The organism is Roseibacillus ishigakijimensis (assembly GCF_016595415.1).
Classification (GTDB): Bacteria; Verrucomicrobiota; Verrucomicrobiia; order Verrucomicrobiales; family Akkermansiaceae; genus Roseibacillus; species Roseibacillus ishigakijimensis.
Map to the genome: position 1 here is coordinate 38526 of NZ_JAENIO010000021.1, position 16605 is coordinate 55130.

The following is a 16605-nucleotide window of genomic DNA, read 5'->3' on the forward strand; positions in this document are numbered from 1 at the left end:
TGGGGCGGGGAAAGGACAGCCTGTCGTCATGTTTCGTAACGGAATCCTTACCTTTCTCCTGCTGATTCTTTCGATGGTTTCGGCTTCCGCGCAATCTGTCAGTGAAAAGATGGATAGCTTTCTGGAGCCCATAGCCACCACGGCGGATACTGTCGTTTTCTATAGTGTTCCGGTGGGGAACGGCCATTCCGTGCCAGTGGTTCTGGTGTTGTTGGCCGCAACCGCTCTATTCCTGACTATTTACTTCAAGTTTCTCAACCTCCGGTCCCTTGGCTTGGCGGTGCGCACCGTGCGGGGGAAATACTCCAAAGACGATGACCCCGGCCAGATCACGCACTTCCAGGCTTTGGCCACCGCCTTGTCGGCCACCGTCGGGCTGGGCAATATCGCGGGGGTGGCCGTGGCCATCGGCATCGGTGGTCCCGGGGCCGTTTTCTGGATGGTGGTGATGGGTTTCCTTGGTATGAGCTCGAAGTTCACCGAGTGCACCCTGGGGGTCCGCTACCGCAAAATTGATCCCGATGGCACGGTGCACGGGGGAGGGATGCGCTATCTCCAGCAGGGGCTCGCCGAGCGTGGTTTTTCCGGCTTGGGTAAAGTGCTCGCCATTCTCTTCGCGGTGGCCTGTGTGGGCGGTGCCCTCGGGGCGGGCAACATGTTCCAGATGAATCAATCCGCCCAGCAGGTGGTGGAGACCTTCGGGATCTTTGGCGGGGGACAGGAGTGGATTCTAGGCATTCTGGTCGCAGTGGCGGTGGGCGCGGTCATTCTGGGCGGCATAGTCTCCATCGCGCGGGTGACGGCCTTTCTCGTGCCGTTCATGACCATCATTTACGTCATTGCCTGCATTGTGGTGCTGGTGGGTTATATGGGGGAAATTCCCGCCGCCTTGGGCACCATTTTTGGCGAAGCCTTTTCTCCGGAAGCTGGTCTCGGCGGCTTCATCGGCGGTCTCATTCAGGGCATCAAGCGGGGGGTCTTCTCCAATGAAGCGGGTCTCGGTTCCGCCGCTATCGCCCATGCTCCGGTGAAAACCCGCAAGCCCGCCTCGGAGGGGGTGGTCGCCCTGCTGGAGCCCTTCATCGACACCGTCATCATCTGCCTCATGACCGCGCTGGTCATCGTGGTGACCGGGGTGTGGAAGGCCGACGCCAGCCTGGCCACCGCCGCGCCCATTTATCAGCAAGCCGACGCCCAGTCGGAAGTGCTTACCACTTTGACCGCAGGGGAATTGGTGAAGGTCGAGAAGAGTATCGCCGAGGTGGACAAAGCGGGAGATAGCTGGGTGCCGGTGCACACGCCCGACGGCGACGCCTCTGGCTTTATCGCGCGCGAGGCCGTGGTCGACCGCACCGGCTGGTCGGGGGGGATTTGGCTCACCTCGCGCTCCTTCGGGTCCGTCATCTCCTGGTTCCCCTATGTCCTGACCGTGGCGGTGGTGCTCTTTGCTTTCTCCACCATGATCTCCTGGTCCTACTATGGCGAGCAGGCTATTGGCTACCTGACGGGTTACAATCAGCGCGCGGTCCTGGTTTATAAGGTGGTCTTCTGTCTCTGCGTGGTCCTCGGCGCGGGCGCGTCCCTGCAAAACGTGCTCAAGCTCTCCGATGCCATGTATTTCGCGATGGTTGCTCCCAATCTCATCGGGCTCTATTTCCTCCTGCCCATCGTGAAAAAGGAGCTCGCCGATTTCCAGGATTTCGCGAAGCGGGTGGATGCGGGCGCTAGCCTGGATGAAGCGGAGGACGCGCAGTAATGGCTCGCAATTATCAACTCAATCAGCCGGAGCGAAAGGGGACCTCCGGCATCGACTACCGGGCCGCCCTCAATGACGAGCAATACGCGGCGGTCACCTCTCCCCCGGGCGCGGCGCTGGTCATTGCCGGCGCGGGCTCGGGCAAGACGCGCACTTTGACCTATCGGGTGGCCTTCCTTCTCGACCAAGGGGTCGACCCCAAGGACATCCTCCTCCTGACTTTCACCAACAAGGCCTCGCGCGAGATGTTGGAGCGGGTCAAGGAGCTGGTCCCACGCGATCTGTCCACTCTCTGGGGAGGGACTTTCCACTCCATTGGCAATCGCATTCTGCGCCGTCATGCCGACGAGCTGGGTTTCACCCGCTCCTTCTCCATCCTCGACCGCGACGACCAGAAGTCCCTGCTCAATACCGTCGTCGCGGAGTGCGAGATCGATACCAAAGTCCGTCGTTTTCCCAAGGCCGACGTCCTCGCCACCATCTTCTCCATCATGCAGAATACCGGCGAGACGCTGGAAGAGGTGCTGGAGAGTCGCTACTCCTACTTCGGGGAATGGGGGGAAGAGATTGCCCGCATCGCCGAGCGTTACACCAGCAAGAAACAGGAGGTCAACTCCATGGACTTCGACGATCTGCTGGTCCTCACCTTGCGCCTGCTGCAGGAGAATGAAGAGTTGCGCCATCTCTATCAGAAGCGCTTCCGCTACGTGCTGGTGGACGAATTTCAGGACACCAACCACGTCCAGAGCGAGCTCATCGCCCTCCTCGTGGAGCGGCACAAGAGCCTGATGGTGGTGGGGGATGATGCCCAGTCCATCTATTCCTGGCGGGGGGCGGACATGGAGAATATCCTCGGCTTTCCCGACCGTTTCGAGGGGGCCAAGGTCTTCAAGATCGAGACCAATTACCGCAGCGTGCCCGAGATCCTCAATCTCTCCAACGAGGCTATCCGCGCCAATACCCGCCAGTTTGCCAAGACCCTGCGCTCCTCCCGCGCGGCCGGCTCGGCGCCGCCCGCCCTCGTGCCGGTGGAAGACCCCACCATGCAGGCTCACTTCGTGGCCCAGCGCATCCTTGAGCTGCGTGATGAGGGCGTCGAGTTGGAGGAAATGGCCATTCTTTATCGCGCCCACCACCAGAGTATGGAGGTGCAGCTGGAGCTGACCAACCGCGGCATTCCCTTCCAGGTCACCAGCGGTCTGCGCTTCTTCGAGCAAGCCCACATCAAGGACGTGGCCGCCTTCATCCGGCTGGTGGTCAATCGTCGGGACGAAGTCAGTTTCAAGCGCCTCGTCATGCTTTTGCCCGGCATCGGCGCCAAGGGCGCGGAAAAGCTCTGGGCCGCTTGGCAGAAAACGGGCTGGGGCACGCAGGACAAACCACCGGCCAAGTTTTCCGAAAAATTGCTCGAGTTCTCCGTGGCCAAGAAAGCCCGCCCGCATTGGGAGCAGCTCGCTTACGTGTTGGACGAACTCGTCACCGGCGAGGACTTCGCCCGGCCTTCTGCCATGATTTATTCCATCCTCGAGGGACTCTACGATGGCATCATGCAGAGCAATTTCGAAAATTACGAGCAGCGGCGCGCGGATGTCGAACAGCTCATGACCTATGGGGAGGGCTTCGACGACGTGGAGGAATTCCTCGCCCAGCTCAGCTTGATGAGTTCGGTCGATGGCGAGCCCACCGGCAAAAGGGACGAGATCGATGGCGAGCAGGTCACTTTGAGCTCCATCCACCAGGCCAAGGGACTGGAGTATAAAGTCGTCTTCGTCATCTGGCTTACCGAAGGCATGTTTCCCAACGGTCGCATTATCGACTCCGGCGACGAGGCCCAGATGGAAGAGGAGCGGCGCCTCTTCTACGTGGCTATCACCCGGGCCAAGGACGAGCTCTACCTGCTCTATCCCCAGCTCAATCCCCGCAGCTACTCCGGCGAGATTCTGCAACAGCCCTCCCGTTTTCTTGAGGATTGCCCCGCCGAGCTCATGGAGGAATGGCGTATCGGGGGCAGCAGCCCTTGGTAATCGGGGGAGCGGGAAACCGGGGGGGGGGAATAAGTTTTGCCAGAGAGAACTCCTACCCAGTGAACGCCGGCTCTTCTCGGGAGGGCCGTCGTTCACAACCCCAACGATTATGACAAGACTAGGAGCCTTCGGGGCTGAACAACTGGTGAAAGAGGACGGCAAAGTGGCTGCGACCGCTTTGCCCTTCGACAAAGTGAATTCCGAGGTCGCCTTCGAGACCGCGACCTTTGGCATGGGATGATTCTGGGGACCGGATTCCGAGTTCGGAAGCCTCCCAGGAGTGTTGCGCACGCGGGTCGGTTACGCGGGCGGAACGAAAGAAAAGCCGACCTACCGTTCCATGGGTGATCACACCGAGGCCGTGTCCATCGACTACGACCCGGCGGTGACCAGCTACGAGGACCTGCTTGGCGAGTTTTGGCTCGGTCACCGTTGCGACTCCCTCAATCACAGTCGGCAATACATGAAAGCGGTGTTCTATCGCGATGAGCAGCAGCGCCAGGCGGCCCTCGAGTCGCGTGACCGCGAGGCCCACCGTCTCGGCCTGGGCACCGAAGAGGTCCGCACCGAAGTGCTGCCGGTGAACGCCTTCACCTACGCGGAGGGCTACCATCAGAAGTATGTTCTCTCGCGCAAGGGCGAGATCCGGCTCTTTCTGGAGCAACTCTATCCGACGGCCAAGGCCTTGGCGGATTCCACCGTCGCCACCCGCCTCAATGCCTATCTGGGCTCGGGGCTGAAGCTCGACTGGGCTGCCTTTGCCGAGGAGCTGCCGGAATACAAGTTACCGGAATTTGTGGCCGGACGTCTCCAAGTCATGGCCGAAAGCCGTCGCTGAGTAAAGAAGGAGCCTATTTCCTCAATGGGAGCGTCGCCAAGTGCGGCGCTTCCATTCTTTTTCGGTGAGGCCGGCGATAGGAGTCGTCATCCAAACAAGATCGCCTTGGTCCATTTTTGCGGGGGTGCCGCCATCGTCTTTACCATCAGGTCCGATCGACCACAGCCAAGGCGAGCCATCGGCTTTCCGTTGGTAGTGGAAGGGCTTCCCTGTGTAGGGATCCAGCAGGGTAGGAAAATCCAGCTCCGCAAGGGTGGCGGGATAATGTCCCTGTTTATGGCGATGGATTTCCAAGGCGATGCCCAGTCGGGCGAGGCGGAGAAGAACTTCCGCTTTCATGAGTTTTGTGGCCGCTTTTAGAAAGGGGGAGTTGTAGCTTGGCGCAAAGAAGTCGCCGGGGAACCGGGCCTTTGACCGTGGGTATTGGTAGGAACGCAAGTGATGAAGTGGCTCGGTGGCTACGGTTTCTGCGAGGTCGTGGGTTTGAAAGAAGACACTCGCTTTACCTAGGTCATTCCAACCTGGCATATAGGGCACAATGATTTGTTCGCTTTCGGGATGGGCGAGGAAAAAAGCGAGCTCTCCCTTGAGGCTGTTTGCGAAGTTATTGGGTAGTGAGATTTTCGACAACTCCGCGTTAAGCACTTCGAGTTGGTCTAAATCGAGTTGTTGGCTGATGACTGCTTCCCAGAGGCTGATTTCCAAAAATTGAATGCAACTAAATTGGTAAAGAACTGAAAGTAAGGTCGGAAAATGAGCCGAATTGATGATCGAAATCTGCCAGCGTAAATTGGCGAAAGCTCGCTCAGCATCGTTATGGGCGAGAGCAAGGGCTGTGTCGTCGGAAAGAACCTCACCGAGTCCGTGTAGGCTGGAGAAATACTTGAGGTATTGATTCATCTGGCCAAGTAGCTCTCTTTCGGGATCTTCTAAGGAGAAAACGAGCGGCTGGCTGGGATCGTGACTGCGGAGTTTGGCCAAGGTGGTTCCGAATTCGCTGGTGAGAATTTTGTCGAGTTCGGTCGCGGCCTCTTGCGGGTCCGAGATTCCCTTCGCGGGGTCAAGCCATTGCACGATGTCGCGGGGCTGCGCTTGCCAACGATTGTGGTCTCGCCGCGCGGCTTCCCGGCCAGTCGAGGTGTGATTCAGTCCGGCGTGCCTTTGGTAAATGAGAAGTTTGAGGCTTTTTGTCCGGGTCCCATCCAGACCGGGCAAGGTAGTTGGGTCGATGGCTCCGGGTGGGCGTTCCGGGACGTAGCTCTGGAGGTCCAAGCTCACTCTCGCCGCACGCAGATCTTGCTGCGCCTGGTCCCAAGCCCGCTGTCCCCGCCAGTTTTCAACGAAATAAAAGGCGGCAACGAGAACGAGAACCACCCACGGCCCCCAGATGAGTAGGGGCTTCCAAGGAATTTTGTGCACGAAAAGCCAGAGAGCCTTATTGAGCGAGCGGCGCATGATGGCAGTCAAAGGGAGAGAGCTTGCGGCGACGAGGATTTTTTCTTCTGAGCTCGGAAAGGCACCTCAGTTCTTCGGATTTCTCAACCTGCTCTTTTATCAGAATAGGCTCCTGGCTTTGGATGGAAGATATAGCTATTTCGTTCCGATGCTGGCGGGGTCGCCGAAGAGATAACCTTTTGCCAAGTTGGTAAAAGTGGTGACTTGCTCGTCGATCCATGAGTCGTCTTGGCCCAATTCTTCGGCCATGATTCGCGCCACGGTGGGGGCGGCGGCGATGCTGGCGCGGGCATTGAGCAGGAGACTGCGGCTGCGACGGGCGAGGACGTCCTCGACGGTGCGGGCCATCTCCTCGCGCACATGCCAACGCACTTCGCCCCGGGTGAGAGTGAGATCGTCATGGACGCGATCGGGTTCGCCGAGGGCGCGGATGGCCTGGGCGTCTGCCCCGTAGGGCCGCAGGTGGGGCTCGGGGATGTCGCCACGGGTCCAGCCATGGATTTGCAAGGACTCGGTTTCGCAACGCTTGTGGTCGGTTCCGGCGACCATCTCGGCCTGGTCGATGACGTCCTCGGCCATTTTGCGGTAGGTGGTCCACTTGCCCCCGGTGACGGTGAGGAGTCCGCTGTTGCTGACCACGATGGTGTGGTCGCGCGAGATGGCGGCGGTGTCGGAATCATCGCCCTCGCTCACCAGCGGGCGCAGTCCGGCAAAGACGCTCAGCACGTCTTCCGGGGTGGGGTCCTTGGTGAGGTATTGCGCGGCGTGCTCCATCACGAAGTCGATTTCCTCCGCCAAGGCCCGGGGCTCCAGCGACTTTTCCTCCAGGGGGGTATCCGTGGTGCCGACGACGACGCAATCGTGCCAGGGGACGGCAAAGAGAACGCGTCCGTCGGCGGTTTTGGGAATCATGATCGCGGAGTTCCCGGGGAGAAATTCCTTGGGCAAGACGAGGTGGATGCCTTGGCTGACGGTGACCATGGCCTTGGCGGAGGCGTCATCGGCAGCGCGTAGTTCGTCGACGAAGATGCCGGTGGCGTTGATCACGCAGCGGGCGGGAATGGTGAACTCCTCGTCGCTCTCAAGGTCGGTGGCCTTCACTCCAGAGACGAGGCCGTCTTCTTTCTCCAAACCCGTGCAGCGGGCGTAGTTGACGACGCGGGCACCCAGTCCGGCGGCGGTTTGGGCGAGGTTGACCGCGAGGCGGGAGTCATCGAACTGGCCGTCGTGGTATTTCACCCCGCCCGAGAGATTTTCCGTTTCCACGGTGGGGATAGCGGCGATCGTTTCTTCCTTGGAAAGCCAGCGGCTGGGACCGAGGCCGAGTTTGCCGGCCAGTTGATCGTAGACCTTCATCCCGATGCCGTAGAAAGGGCCTTCCCACCAGCTGTAGTTGGGGATGACGAAGGAGAGATCGTGCACGAGGTGGGGCGCATTGCGGGTCAGGCGACCGCGCTCACGTAGGGCTTCCAGCACCAGTGAGACATTGCCCTGTTGCAGGTAGCGGACCCCGCCGTGGACCAGTTTGGTGGAGCGGGAGGAGGTGCCCTTGGCGAAGTCGGCTTGTTCCAGCAAGACCACCGAGTGGCCCCGGGAGGCGGCGTCGACAGCGGCACCCAGGCCGGTGGCTCCGCCGCCGATGATGCAGAAGTCGTAGGGTTCGCGGGCGGTTCGAATGTGGTTGAGGGCGGTTTCTCGGTTCATGCTTTTTCGTTTTCTTCCTCTAAGAGTTCCCAGTCTTTGGCGCGTTCCACCGCGCGCTTCCAGCCGGAGATCAATTTGTCCATTTCTTCACGGGGTCGTTGGGCGGTGAAGCGCGCTCCTTCTTTCTGGCGCGACTTGATATCCTCCTTGCTTTCCCAAAAGCCGACCGCGAGCCCGGCGAGATAGGCGGCCCCCATCGCGGTGGTTTCGACGTTTTCCGGGCGCACGACATCGACCCCGAGGAGATCCGCTTGGAATTGCATGAGGGGTTCGCTGCGGGAGGCCCCGCCATCGACGCGCAATTCGGTGAGTTCAATGCCGCTGTCGCGGCTCATGGCCACCGCGAGGTCGCCGCTCTGGAAGGCCACCGACTCGAGGGCGGCCCGGCAGAAATGCTGGCGGTTTGAGCCCCGGGTCATGCCCACGCAGGTGCCGCGGGCGTGGGGGTCCCAGTGGGGCGCGCCCAGCCCGGCGAAGGCGGGGACGAGATACATCCCGTTGGCGTCAGGCACTTGCGCGGCCAGCTCGCTGCATTCCTCGGCGGAGGAGACGAGCTGGAGTTCGTCGCGCAGCCATTGCACCACCGCGCCGCCGATGAAGACCGAGCCCTCGAGGGCGTATTCGGTCTTGTCGCCGATGCGCCAGGCGATGGTGGTGACGAGATTGTTCTGCGAGCGGATGGCTTCCTCGCCGGTATTCATCAGGAAAAAGCAGCCGGTGCCGTAGGTGTTTTTGCCCATCCCGCGCTCGAAGCAGGCCTGCCCGAAGAGAGCGGCGTGCTGGTCGCCCGCGATGCCCGCGATGGGCACGTTTTTGGTGGATTTTCCGTAAACTTCGCTGCTGCCTTTGACCTCCGGCAGCAGGGCGGCGGGGATGTCGAGAATCTGCAGAAGCTCTTCGTCCCATTTGTTGTCGTGAATGTTGTAGAGGAGGGTGCGGGAGGCATTGGTGGCGTCGGTGATGTGGACTTCGCCGCCGGTCAGCTTCCAGACCAGCCAGCTATCGATGGTGCCAAAGAGGAGATCGCCGGCCTCGGCTTGTTCGCGCGCGCCCTCCACGTTTTCCAAAATCCAGTGCAGCTTGGTGCCGGAGAAATAGGGATCGAGGAGGAGCCCGGTCTTGTCGCGGAAAGTTTGTTCGTGGCCGGCTTTTTTCAGTCTGGCGCAAATGTTGGCGGTGCGGCGGTCTTGCCACACGATGGCGTTGTAGACGGGCTTGCTGGTGTGGCGGTTCCAGACCACGGTGGTCTCGCGTTGATTGGTGATGCCGATGGCCGCGAGGTCGCGGTGGCGCAGGTCGGCCTTGCTGAGGGCCTCGGCTTCGGTGGCGGATTGGGTGGACCAGATTTCCATCGGGTCGTGCTCCACCCAGCCCGGTTTGGGGTAAATTTGCTGGAATTCCGACTGGCTGACGGCGACCACTTCGCCCGCGTGGTTGACCACGAGGGCTCGCGAGCTGGTGGTGCCCTGATCGAGGGCGAGGATGAATTGTTCGGTTTTCATGGTTTTGGCAAAAGGGGGAAGGAGAGCAATTACTGGGGAAAGAGGGCGCGAAAGAGGAGGGCTCCCAGTGGCCCGCCGACGAGAGGGGCAACGACTGGAAGCCAGGCGTATCCCCAGTCCGAGGAGCCTTTTCCGGCGATGGGGAGGAGCTGGTGGGCCAGGCGGGGACCGAGGTCGCGGGCGGGATTGATGGCATAGCCAGTGGGTCCGCCGAGGGAGAGACCGACGGCGAGGACCAATAGACCGACGAGGAAGGGGCTCCACCAGGTAGCCACCACTCCGGCCAGAGAAGTGGGAATGGCGGTGGCCTCGGGCAACTCGGCGGCGGGAATTCCGGCCCCGATTTGGCCCACTGACAGAACGCCAAAAACGAGCATGGCGGTGCCGATGACTTCATTGAGGAAAGCCGGGCCGAGGCGGGGAATGGCAGGAGTGGTGCAGAAACAGGCCCGCTTCCCCTCGGCATCATCGGTCTCTTCCCAATGGGCCAGATAGCTGAGCCAGACGAGGCTGGCCCCGGTTGCGGCTCCGGCAACTTGGGCGAGGACATACCCCGGCACCTGGAACCAGGCGAAGTCGCCAATCACGGCCAAGGCCAGGGTCACGGCGGGATTGATGTGTGCTCCCGAGATGTGACCGACGGCGATGATGGCAAAGGCGACCGCCAGGCCCCAACCCGAGGTGATGACCAGCCAACCGCTGTTCTGGCCTTTGCTTTTGTTGAGCACCACATTGGCCACCACTCCATTGCCCAGGAGGATGAGAATGGCGGTGCCTACGAATTCGGCGAGGTAGGGGTTCATGGGTTGGGAAGACGGCGAAAGAGTTGCACGAGACGAAAAACCCCAAAAACGGGATCAGGGATTTTCTTATCATGGCTCTGGAATGCGCTTCGTCTATCATTTTCTTTTCCGGAAACGGGGGGCGAAAGGGAGGTTTCCACAGAGGCAAGGAATGGAAACCTCGGGAGAACCCGAATCACTCGTCCCACGGGGACACAACAAAGGAACGGCGCTGACCCCGTTCCTCAGTGGACGGCAACCGGTTCGAAAAACGGTTTGCGAGAGAGGGGCGTTCCTCTGGAACGCGGGCTTGCGGCCGACTTCAGCGTTTGCCGCTAGCGATGTCTTTTTTCCAATCGGCGGCGAGTTCGGTCAGACTTTTCCCGGTCCATTCTTCCCAGAGTTTTTCTTCATAGCGGCCTTCGCGGGCGGCAGCATTGAGTTTTTGAAGAAGGTTTTCATCCCGTTCTTTGATGACCCAGTCGAGGAAGTTGGCGGAAGTTCGGTAGCTGTCGTTGTGGTTGACGGTGGCGCCTTCCCGAAGTCGGGCACCTCGGCTTTCGGGTTCGTAGAGGAACCAGCGGAGGTAGTCGCAGACCCCTTCCGTGATCCAGCCGGGGGTGGGCTTGGGATCGGGATTGTTTCTCCGTGCCATCCAGTAGTTTTGCACCACGTGACCCATTTCATGGACCACACAGCCTTTAGCTTCCTTGTTGATTTGACCAGGAAACCAGTTGGCGTTGAGAGCGATGCGGTTTCCGGCGGCGTAAGCGGGCGTGCCTCCCATGTCGGTGCGGTATTCGAAGAAAACTTCACTCGGAGCTTCGTATCCCTCGCTGGGCAAAAGCTCGATGAGCTTGGGATACCACTCGATAATCACGGGGAGGAGTTCGTTTTCACTCCATTCCGTCAGGCGGGGAGCGGCGGTGGTGTCGAGGTGATATTGGTAGTTTCCGTCGGGAGAGGGAAAAGTTTTGGTGATTTTTTTAGGTCCTTCGAGGCGCTCCAATTCTTTCTGACCCTGGGAGACAATGTCGATTTCACTCAGGAAGGTGTTTCCATGGGGATCTTCGGGGTCGGGGCGCTGGAAGTCAAAGAGCAGGTAGCGGAAGCGTCCCAAGGGCAGTTCGTCTCGGTTGCTGATGAGGGCCGCGTGTTGGCCGTTGGCGGCCCGGCGGCGTGACCGGGTATCGACTTGGGCCACTTCGATCCAATCTGACTGAGTGGGGTCGTCTTCCCGGGCCGGTTCGAGCTTGAATTTCTCGGTGCCTCCAGTCGCGCCATAGACGGTGTAGACTTGGGGAGCGCGTCCGCCACGATGCCAGGAGTAGGTGGCGATGCTCGCGAGGGTAGTCTCTGCACCCAAGTCGAGGACCAGACGTCCGCCGTCGCTCCCGGTGGTGAAGAAAAAGTTGGCGTCGGGCTGATCGTCAGCAGTGGGCACTTTTCCATCGGTGAGCACTGCCAAATCGGCACTCATGCGGTCGGCTTCTCCGGCGATGATTCGGAAGCTTTTCTCTTGAGCCAAATCGTTCACCGCGGGTGCGGGAACACGCTGAAATTGAAAAGAGCCATCGCCCCGGTTGCGGTCCAGACGGACAGTGGGAGCAGCAGACAGGGTCTCCGCTAAAGTGAGTAAAGCAAGAATAGACAAGAGGAGTTTCATAGAGATCGGGATCGATGGAAAAGCCGCATGCTTTAGCCACTACGCGCCATTCCCCCTTTCTCTTTGGCTGAAGTGCATCTCTGATAAGAGCGCGTGGTTTTGACTGGATTTCAGCGTGAGAGCCGGTGACTGGCACTGGGGTGGTGAACTTGGCAAGATGAGGTGTTACCTCGAAAATATAAAGGGTTGGAATTGACTATTCCTGAGACGTATTTTCCTTAGGCGAACAGTCTTCTCCGACGAGCTCCACCTCGATAGTGACATGGGTGAAGCCTTCGGCGGGGAGGAGGGCGCGCAGTCCTTGCTTGGCCCGCACGATGTCGGCCCGCTCGGAGTCTGCGGTCATGACGAGATGGATACTCAGGACGTGATTTTCTCCATCCAAGGACCAGACGTGGGCGTGGTGGGTGGATTGCACTTTGGGAAAGGAGCAAGCCTCTCGGTCGAAGCGTTCGAGGTCGAAGGATTCCGGCACGGACTGGAGGAAAACCCGGCCAATCTGGCGGAGATTGCGTGCGACATTCCAGAGCACGAAGAGAGAAATTCCAATGGAGAGGAGTGGGTCGATGAGGGGGAGGTGCCAGATTTTCATGGCAATCGCACCCAGCAGCACGGCGACCCAGCCGAGGACGTCCTCCAGCAGATGCCAGCTCACCACTTTTTCGGTGAGGGAAGTGCCGCCACGCACCTTGAGGACGGCGAGGCCATTGAGGGCGATTCCGAGAAGAGCCAGTAAGATCATGCCCGTGGTGTGCACCGGTTCGGGATTGAGGAGGCGCTGGGAGGCTTGCCAGAGGACGATGCTGAGGCCGATGACGAGGACGAGTCCGGTGATCAGCCCTCCCAAGAGGCGATAGCGGGCCGCTCCGTAGCTCTGCCGGGCGTTCGGTCCCTGCCGGGATCGCTTCTCGAAATACCAAGCCAGGGCAAGGGAGAGGGAGTCGCCGAAGTCGTGAATGGCATCGGAGAGAATGGCCACGCTATTGGTGAGGAGTCCGCCGATGACTTCGATGATGGTGAACACGAAGTTCAGGAGAAAGGCGGTGCCCAGGTTCTGGGAAGAATGGTGGTGGTGGTGATGGGACATGGCCGGGAAAATTCCTTCGCTCCCTAACAAAGAGGAGCGAAGGAGGAGGGGCAAGAAGAGACTTCAGTGGTCGTGGCCTTCGTGGTCACCATGGTCGTGACCGTGTTCGCCGTGATCGCAGGAGCAGGCGTATTCGAGGTAATCACAAGTGGGGCAATCGGCGAGATTGAGATTGAAGCGGATGAGGGTGGTCTTGGCATTCGCTTGCATCTTGATTTGTGCAATGACGGGGAGGTTGTCTCCCTCCGGCACCGAGTCCTTCGAAAGAAAACTTTTCCCGTCTTTCTCAAAAGTCAGCCGGGTGGGATTGCTGCGCGTGCCGGTGATGACTGTAATGGCTTGATCGCCGGGGGCGACGACGGTGCCGTCATCTTTGAGGAAGGTGATGCGCACCTTGCGATCCTCGGTCAGGAAGAATTCCGCGTGGGGCTCCACTTCGGTCAGGATGCGGCCGCCATTGGGAGGGGTGAGCCCGGAGTGATCGTGCTCGGCGTGTTCGTGTCCCTCGTGATCGCCGTGTTCGTGACCTTCTTCCGCCGAAGCGAAAGGAGTGAAGGAGAGCGCGAGGCTGGCTACTAGGATAGTGGTTGTTTTTTTCATGGTTGATTTCTTTGTTTTGGTTTTGCCGCAACTCATTGCGAGGCGGGAGAATGGTTGGCGAGCGAGCGCTCGGCGGCCTTGCGGCCAAAGGTCAGGAAGAAAGCGGGGGTCAGAGCCAGACCGAGAAGGGTGGAGCTGACCAGTCCTCCCACGATGACGATGGCCACCGGATTGAGGATTTCCTTACCGGGTTCATCGGCCGCGATGACGAGGGGCAAGAGGGCGATACCGGCGGAAAGAGCGGTCATGAGCACCGGCACAAGCCGTTCCTCGGTGCCCCGCACCACCATCGTGAGGTTGAACCCTTCCCCTTCATGCCGCATGAGGTGCAGATAGTGGGAGATCATCATGATGGAATTGCGCGCTGCAATGCCCGAAATGGCGATGAAACCCACCAGGGTGGCGATGCTGATGTTATCGAGGGTGTAGCGGGTCAGCCAGACGCCTCCGATCAACGAGATGGGGATATTAGTCAGCACGAGCAGAACAAAGGTGACGCTGCGAAAGTAGCTGAGCAGGAGGAATGAAATGGCCGCCAGAATGATGAGGGACATGAGCATAATGGTGCGCCGGGCCTCCTGTTGGGCCTGGTATTCGCCCTCAAACGAGATCGAGTATCCGGTGGGAAGGGTGAGTTTTTCGGAAAGAGTGGCTTGCAGTTCCTCCACGGCGGCATTGAGGTCCGAGGTAGTAGGATTGATGGACACCACGAAACGGCGACGGGTGTTTTCCCGAAGGATGGTGTTGGGGCCACTGGCCTGGCGAATGTCAGCCACCCAGCCGAGTGGAATTCGTCGTCCGCTGAGGGTGTCGATGTAGAGCTTGGCCAGCTGGTCCGGATTTTCCCGCCATTCCAAGGGGAGGCGGACGACGAGGTCGTAGACGCGTTGGTTTTCGTAGATTTCTCCCAGATAGCCGCCGCCCAGAAGCTCGGCCAATTCGTTGTTCAGTTCGCCGGGGGTCACTCCGTAGGCTGCCGCGCGGTCGCGATCGATTTCGATACGCAGTTGGGGCACCGAGCCCTGTTGCTCGGGCCGGGCTTCGTCCAGACCAGGGATGTCGCGCGCGAGGGTAACCACTTCATCCCCGAGGCGGCGCAATTCGTCGAGGTCGGGGCCGAAGATTTTGACCGCGACTTTGGCTGAGACTCCGCTGAGCATGTGTCCGATGCGGTCGGCCAAGGGAGTGCTCATCGCGCTGAAGGTGCCGGGAATGTCGGCCATCGTTTCGCGGATGGCGGTGGAGACTTCGTCGCGGTGTTCACGTCCGTAGTCATCGAATTCAATGTCGAACTCAATGGTGGAGACAGGAACGACGTGGTCGCCGCGTTCGGCCCGGCCCACGCGATAGCCTACGGTCTCAACTCCCTTGGTGGAGAGCAGCTGGCCTTGTGCGGTTTGGGCCGTGGAGACGGTGGTTTTGAGCGAGGTTCCCGGAGCCATGGTGGTCGCAACCAGCATGGTGGGCTCACGAAAGGCGGGCAGGAAGTTGCCTCCCATCTGGCGGGCGACGGAGCCGGTCATCACGAGCAGGAGCGCGATGAGGGCGAAGAGGAGGAGGGGTTGGGCGAGCGCAAAGCGCAGCCAAGTCGTCCGGAAGAGCCATTTGCAAAAGCGCACCATCCAGACCTCGTGGTGTTCTTTCCCGGCTTTAGGATTGAGCAGGTAGGAGGAAAGGACTGGAATGACGGTCAGTGAGACGACAAAGGAGGCGGCCATACTAATCATGGTCGCTATGGCAATGGGGGCGAAGAGTCGGCCTTCCACGCCACTGAGGGCCAGGAGCGGGACGAAGACGAGAATGATGAGAATCGTCGCATAGAGAATGGAGGAACGCACTTCGGCGGAGGCTCTCGCGATGACTTCGATCTTGGGCAAAGGCTCCACCAGTCCCGCATTCTCTCGCAGGCGGCGGAAGACGTTTTCCACATCCACAATGGCATCATCGACCACCATCCCGATGGCGACGGCGAGTCCCCCCAAGGTCATGGAATTGACCGAGAGATTCATGAGGTCGAAAATGAGAATGGTGATTCCCAGCGAAAGGGGAATGGCGGTGAGGGTGATGAGGGTGACGCGGAGATTGAGGAGGAAAAGGAGAAGGATGAGGGAGACCATGATGGCTCCATCGCGCAGAGCTTCCTCCAGATTGCCGATCGAGAGATCGATGAATTCGCGCTGGCGGTAGAGGGTGCGCAATTCCGCTCCCGGGGGAAGGGTGGACTGCAGCTCAGCCAAGGCGACTTCCACTTTTTCGGTCAAGTCGATGGTGTCAAAGCCCGGGGATTTACGCACGGTGAGGATCACTCCGGGGTCGCCCCGGCGCCCGTCTTCGCCCGGTTCATCGCCTTTCACGCCAAAGCCGGCATCGCCCCGCATGGGTTCCAGATCCCAGGTCACTTCCGCAACATCGCTGAGCAGAATGGCGCGGTCTTCCTCATGCTTGACCACCGTTTTGGCAATTTTTGAGAGGTCGGTGGTCATGGCGAGATTGCGCACCATGATTTCGGTGGCGCGTTCGGTGAGAAAGCCGCCCGTGGTGTTGCTCACCGCGTTTTCGGCTGCCCTCCGGAGCTCCTCGTAACTGACATCCAGAGCGCGCATTTTTTCGGGCTGAGGCTGCACTTGGATTTGCTTGACCCCGCCACCCATGTTGAGGACTTCCGCGATGCCAGGGATGGATTGTAGCCGGCGGGCGATGACCCAGTCGGCGAGTTCGCGGAGCTCGCGAGGACTGGTTTTACCGGTGGGATCGCGCAGACCAATCAGGCCGATGTCGCCCATGAGGGAGGAAACCGGGGTCATGTAGGGAGTGACGCCCTCAGGGAGGAAGTCCGCTGCCCCCGAAAGCCGTTCGGTGACGAATTGACGGGCGTCGTAGATGTCCGTTCCCCACTCAAATTCAACGAAGATGAGGGAGAGGGAGATGTCATTGACCGAGCGCAGGCGGGTCACGCCGGTGACTCCCATCAGGGCGGATTCCATGGGGACGGTGATGAGGGTTTCCACTTCCTCAGGCGCATAGCCGGGGGCTTCCACCAAAATGGTGACGGTGGGTTTGGTGAGGTCGGGGAGGACTTCCACTGGCAGCTGGCGAGCCTTTTGGATGCCCAGGAGTAAGAGAATCCCGGCCACCGCGAGCACCAGGGCCCGCTGGTGGAGGGAGAAACGGATGAGGTGATTGAGCATGGT

Annotated in this window: 11 protein-coding genes and 1 pseudogene; 4 read left to right on the plus strand and 8 right to left on the minus strand. The window is 60.0% G+C overall.

The window, feature by feature from the left end; translation table 11 throughout:
• The first annotated feature begins 109 nt into the window (after window positions 1-109).
• The 4 genes and pseudogenes from JIN78_RS09615 to JIN78_RS09625 form a co-directional block, all read left to right on the plus strand.
• Window positions 110-1756: an amino acid carrier protein gene (locus JIN78_RS09615; RefSeq protein WP_200391748.1), complete on the plus strand. Its 1647-nt coding sequence runs from the start codon at window positions 110-112 to the stop codon at window positions 1754-1756.
• Window positions 1756-3780 (plus strand): ATP-dependent helicase, encoded by a 2025-nt coding sequence (locus JIN78_RS09620; RefSeq protein ID WP_200391749.1) that lies wholly within the window; start codon window positions 1756-1758, stop codon window positions 3778-3780. The genes JIN78_RS09615 and JIN78_RS09620 overlap by 1 nt, the downstream gene beginning before the upstream one ends.
• A 109-nt stretch (window positions 3781-3889) precedes the next feature.
• Window positions 3890-4021 (plus strand): hypothetical protein, encoded by a 132-nt coding sequence (locus JIN78_RS17530; RefSeq protein WP_267907047.1) that lies wholly within the window; start codon window positions 3890-3892, stop codon window positions 4019-4021.
• Window positions 4022-4033: 12 nt separating this feature from the next.
• Window positions 4034-4618 (plus strand): annotated as a pseudogene (locus JIN78_RS09625) (peptide-methionine (S)-S-oxide reductase); the annotation flags it as partial.
• A gap of 21 nt (window positions 4619-4639) precedes the next feature.
• Here the strand turns inward: JIN78_RS09625 and JIN78_RS09630 are convergent.
• The 8 genes from JIN78_RS09630 to JIN78_RS09665 all read right to left on the minus strand — a co-directional run bounded on the left by JIN78_RS09630 (window position 4640) and on the right by JIN78_RS09665 (window position 16602).
• Entirely contained in the window at window positions 4640-6073 is a 1434-nt protein-coding gene (locus JIN78_RS09630; RefSeq protein WP_200391751.1) for a hypothetical protein, read from the minus strand.
• 135 nt (window positions 6074-6208) lie between these two features.
• On the minus strand, window positions 6209-7777 hold the full coding sequence (locus JIN78_RS09635; RefSeq protein ID WP_200391752.1) for a glycerol-3-phosphate dehydrogenase/oxidase: 1569 nt from the start codon (window positions 7775-7777) through the stop codon (window positions 6209-6211).
• Window positions 7774-9279, minus strand: coding sequence for a glycerol kinase GlpK (gene glpK, locus JIN78_RS09640; RefSeq protein ID WP_200391753.1), 1506 nt, complete (start codon window positions 9277-9279; stop codon window positions 7774-7776). Before glpK ends, JIN78_RS09635 begins: the two co-directional genes overlap by 4 nt.
• A gap of 29 nt (window positions 9280-9308) precedes the next feature.
• Window positions 9309-10082 (minus strand): MIP/aquaporin family protein, encoded by a 774-nt coding sequence (locus JIN78_RS09645; RefSeq protein ID WP_200391754.1) that lies wholly within the window; start codon window positions 10080-10082, stop codon window positions 9309-9311.
• Between the two features lie 301 nt (window positions 10083-10383).
• A complete protein-coding gene (locus JIN78_RS09650; RefSeq protein WP_200391755.1) occupies window positions 10384-11727 on the minus strand; it encodes a basic secretory protein-like protein in 1344 nt (447 codons plus the stop codon).
• 196 nt (window positions 11728-11923) lie between these two features.
• A complete protein-coding gene (locus tag JIN78_RS09655) occupies window positions 11924-12814 on the minus strand; it encodes a cation diffusion facilitator family transporter (RefSeq protein WP_200391756.1) in 891 nt (296 codons plus the stop codon).
• A 63-nt stretch (window positions 12815-12877) separates the two neighbouring features.
• Entirely contained in the window at window positions 12878-13414 is a 537-nt protein-coding gene (locus JIN78_RS09660) for a hypothetical protein (protein ID WP_200391757.1), read from the minus strand.
• A gap of 32 nt (window positions 13415-13446) precedes the next feature.
• Window positions 13447-16602 (minus strand): efflux RND transporter permease subunit, encoded by a 3156-nt coding sequence (locus JIN78_RS09665; RefSeq protein WP_200391758.1) that lies wholly within the window; start codon window positions 16600-16602, stop codon window positions 13447-13449.
• Between the last annotated feature and the right edge of the window lie 3 nt (window positions 16603-16605).

Excerpts from the sequence above, each read along its gene's own strand:
- JIN78_RS09615 (WP_200391748.1), top strand. The coding sequence starts at position 110 with ATGGATAGCTTTCTGGAGCCCATAGCCACCACGGCGGATACTGTCGTT.
- JIN78_RS09620 (WP_200391749.1), top strand. The coding sequence starts at position 1,756 with ATGGCTCGCAATTATCAACTCAATCAGCCGGAGCGAAAGGGGACCTCC.
- JIN78_RS17530 (WP_267907047.1), top strand. The coding sequence starts at position 3,890 with ATGACAAGACTAGGAGCCTTCGGGGCTGAACAACTGGTGAAAGAGGAC.
- JIN78_RS09630 (WP_200391751.1), bottom strand. The coding sequence starts at position 6,073 with ATGCGCCGCTCGCTCAATAAGGCTCTCTGGCTTTTCGTGCACAAAATT.
- JIN78_RS09635 (WP_200391752.1), bottom strand. The coding sequence starts at position 7,777 with ATGAACCGAGAAACCGCCCTCAACCACATTCGAACCGCCCGCGAACCC.
- glpK (WP_200391753.1), bottom strand. The coding sequence starts at position 9,279 with ATGAAAACCGAACAATTCATCCTCGCCCTCGATCAGGGCACCACCAGC.
- JIN78_RS09645 (WP_200391754.1), bottom strand. The coding sequence starts at position 10,082 with ATGAACCCCTACCTCGCCGAATTCGTAGGCACCGCCATTCTCATCCTC.
- JIN78_RS09650 (WP_200391755.1), bottom strand. The coding sequence starts at position 11,727 with ATGAAACTCCTCTTGTCTATTCTTGCTTTACTCACTTTAGCGGAGACC.
- JIN78_RS09655 (WP_200391756.1), bottom strand. The coding sequence starts at position 12,814 with ATGTCCCATCACCACCACCACCATTCTTCCCAGAACCTGGGCACCGCC.
- JIN78_RS09660 (WP_200391757.1), bottom strand. The coding sequence starts at position 13,414 with ATGAAAAAAACAACCACTATCCTAGTAGCCAGCCTCGCGCTCTCCTTC.
- JIN78_RS09665 (WP_200391758.1), bottom strand. The coding sequence starts at position 16,602 with ATGCTCAATCACCTCATCCGTTTCTCCCTCCACCAGCGGGCCCTGGTG.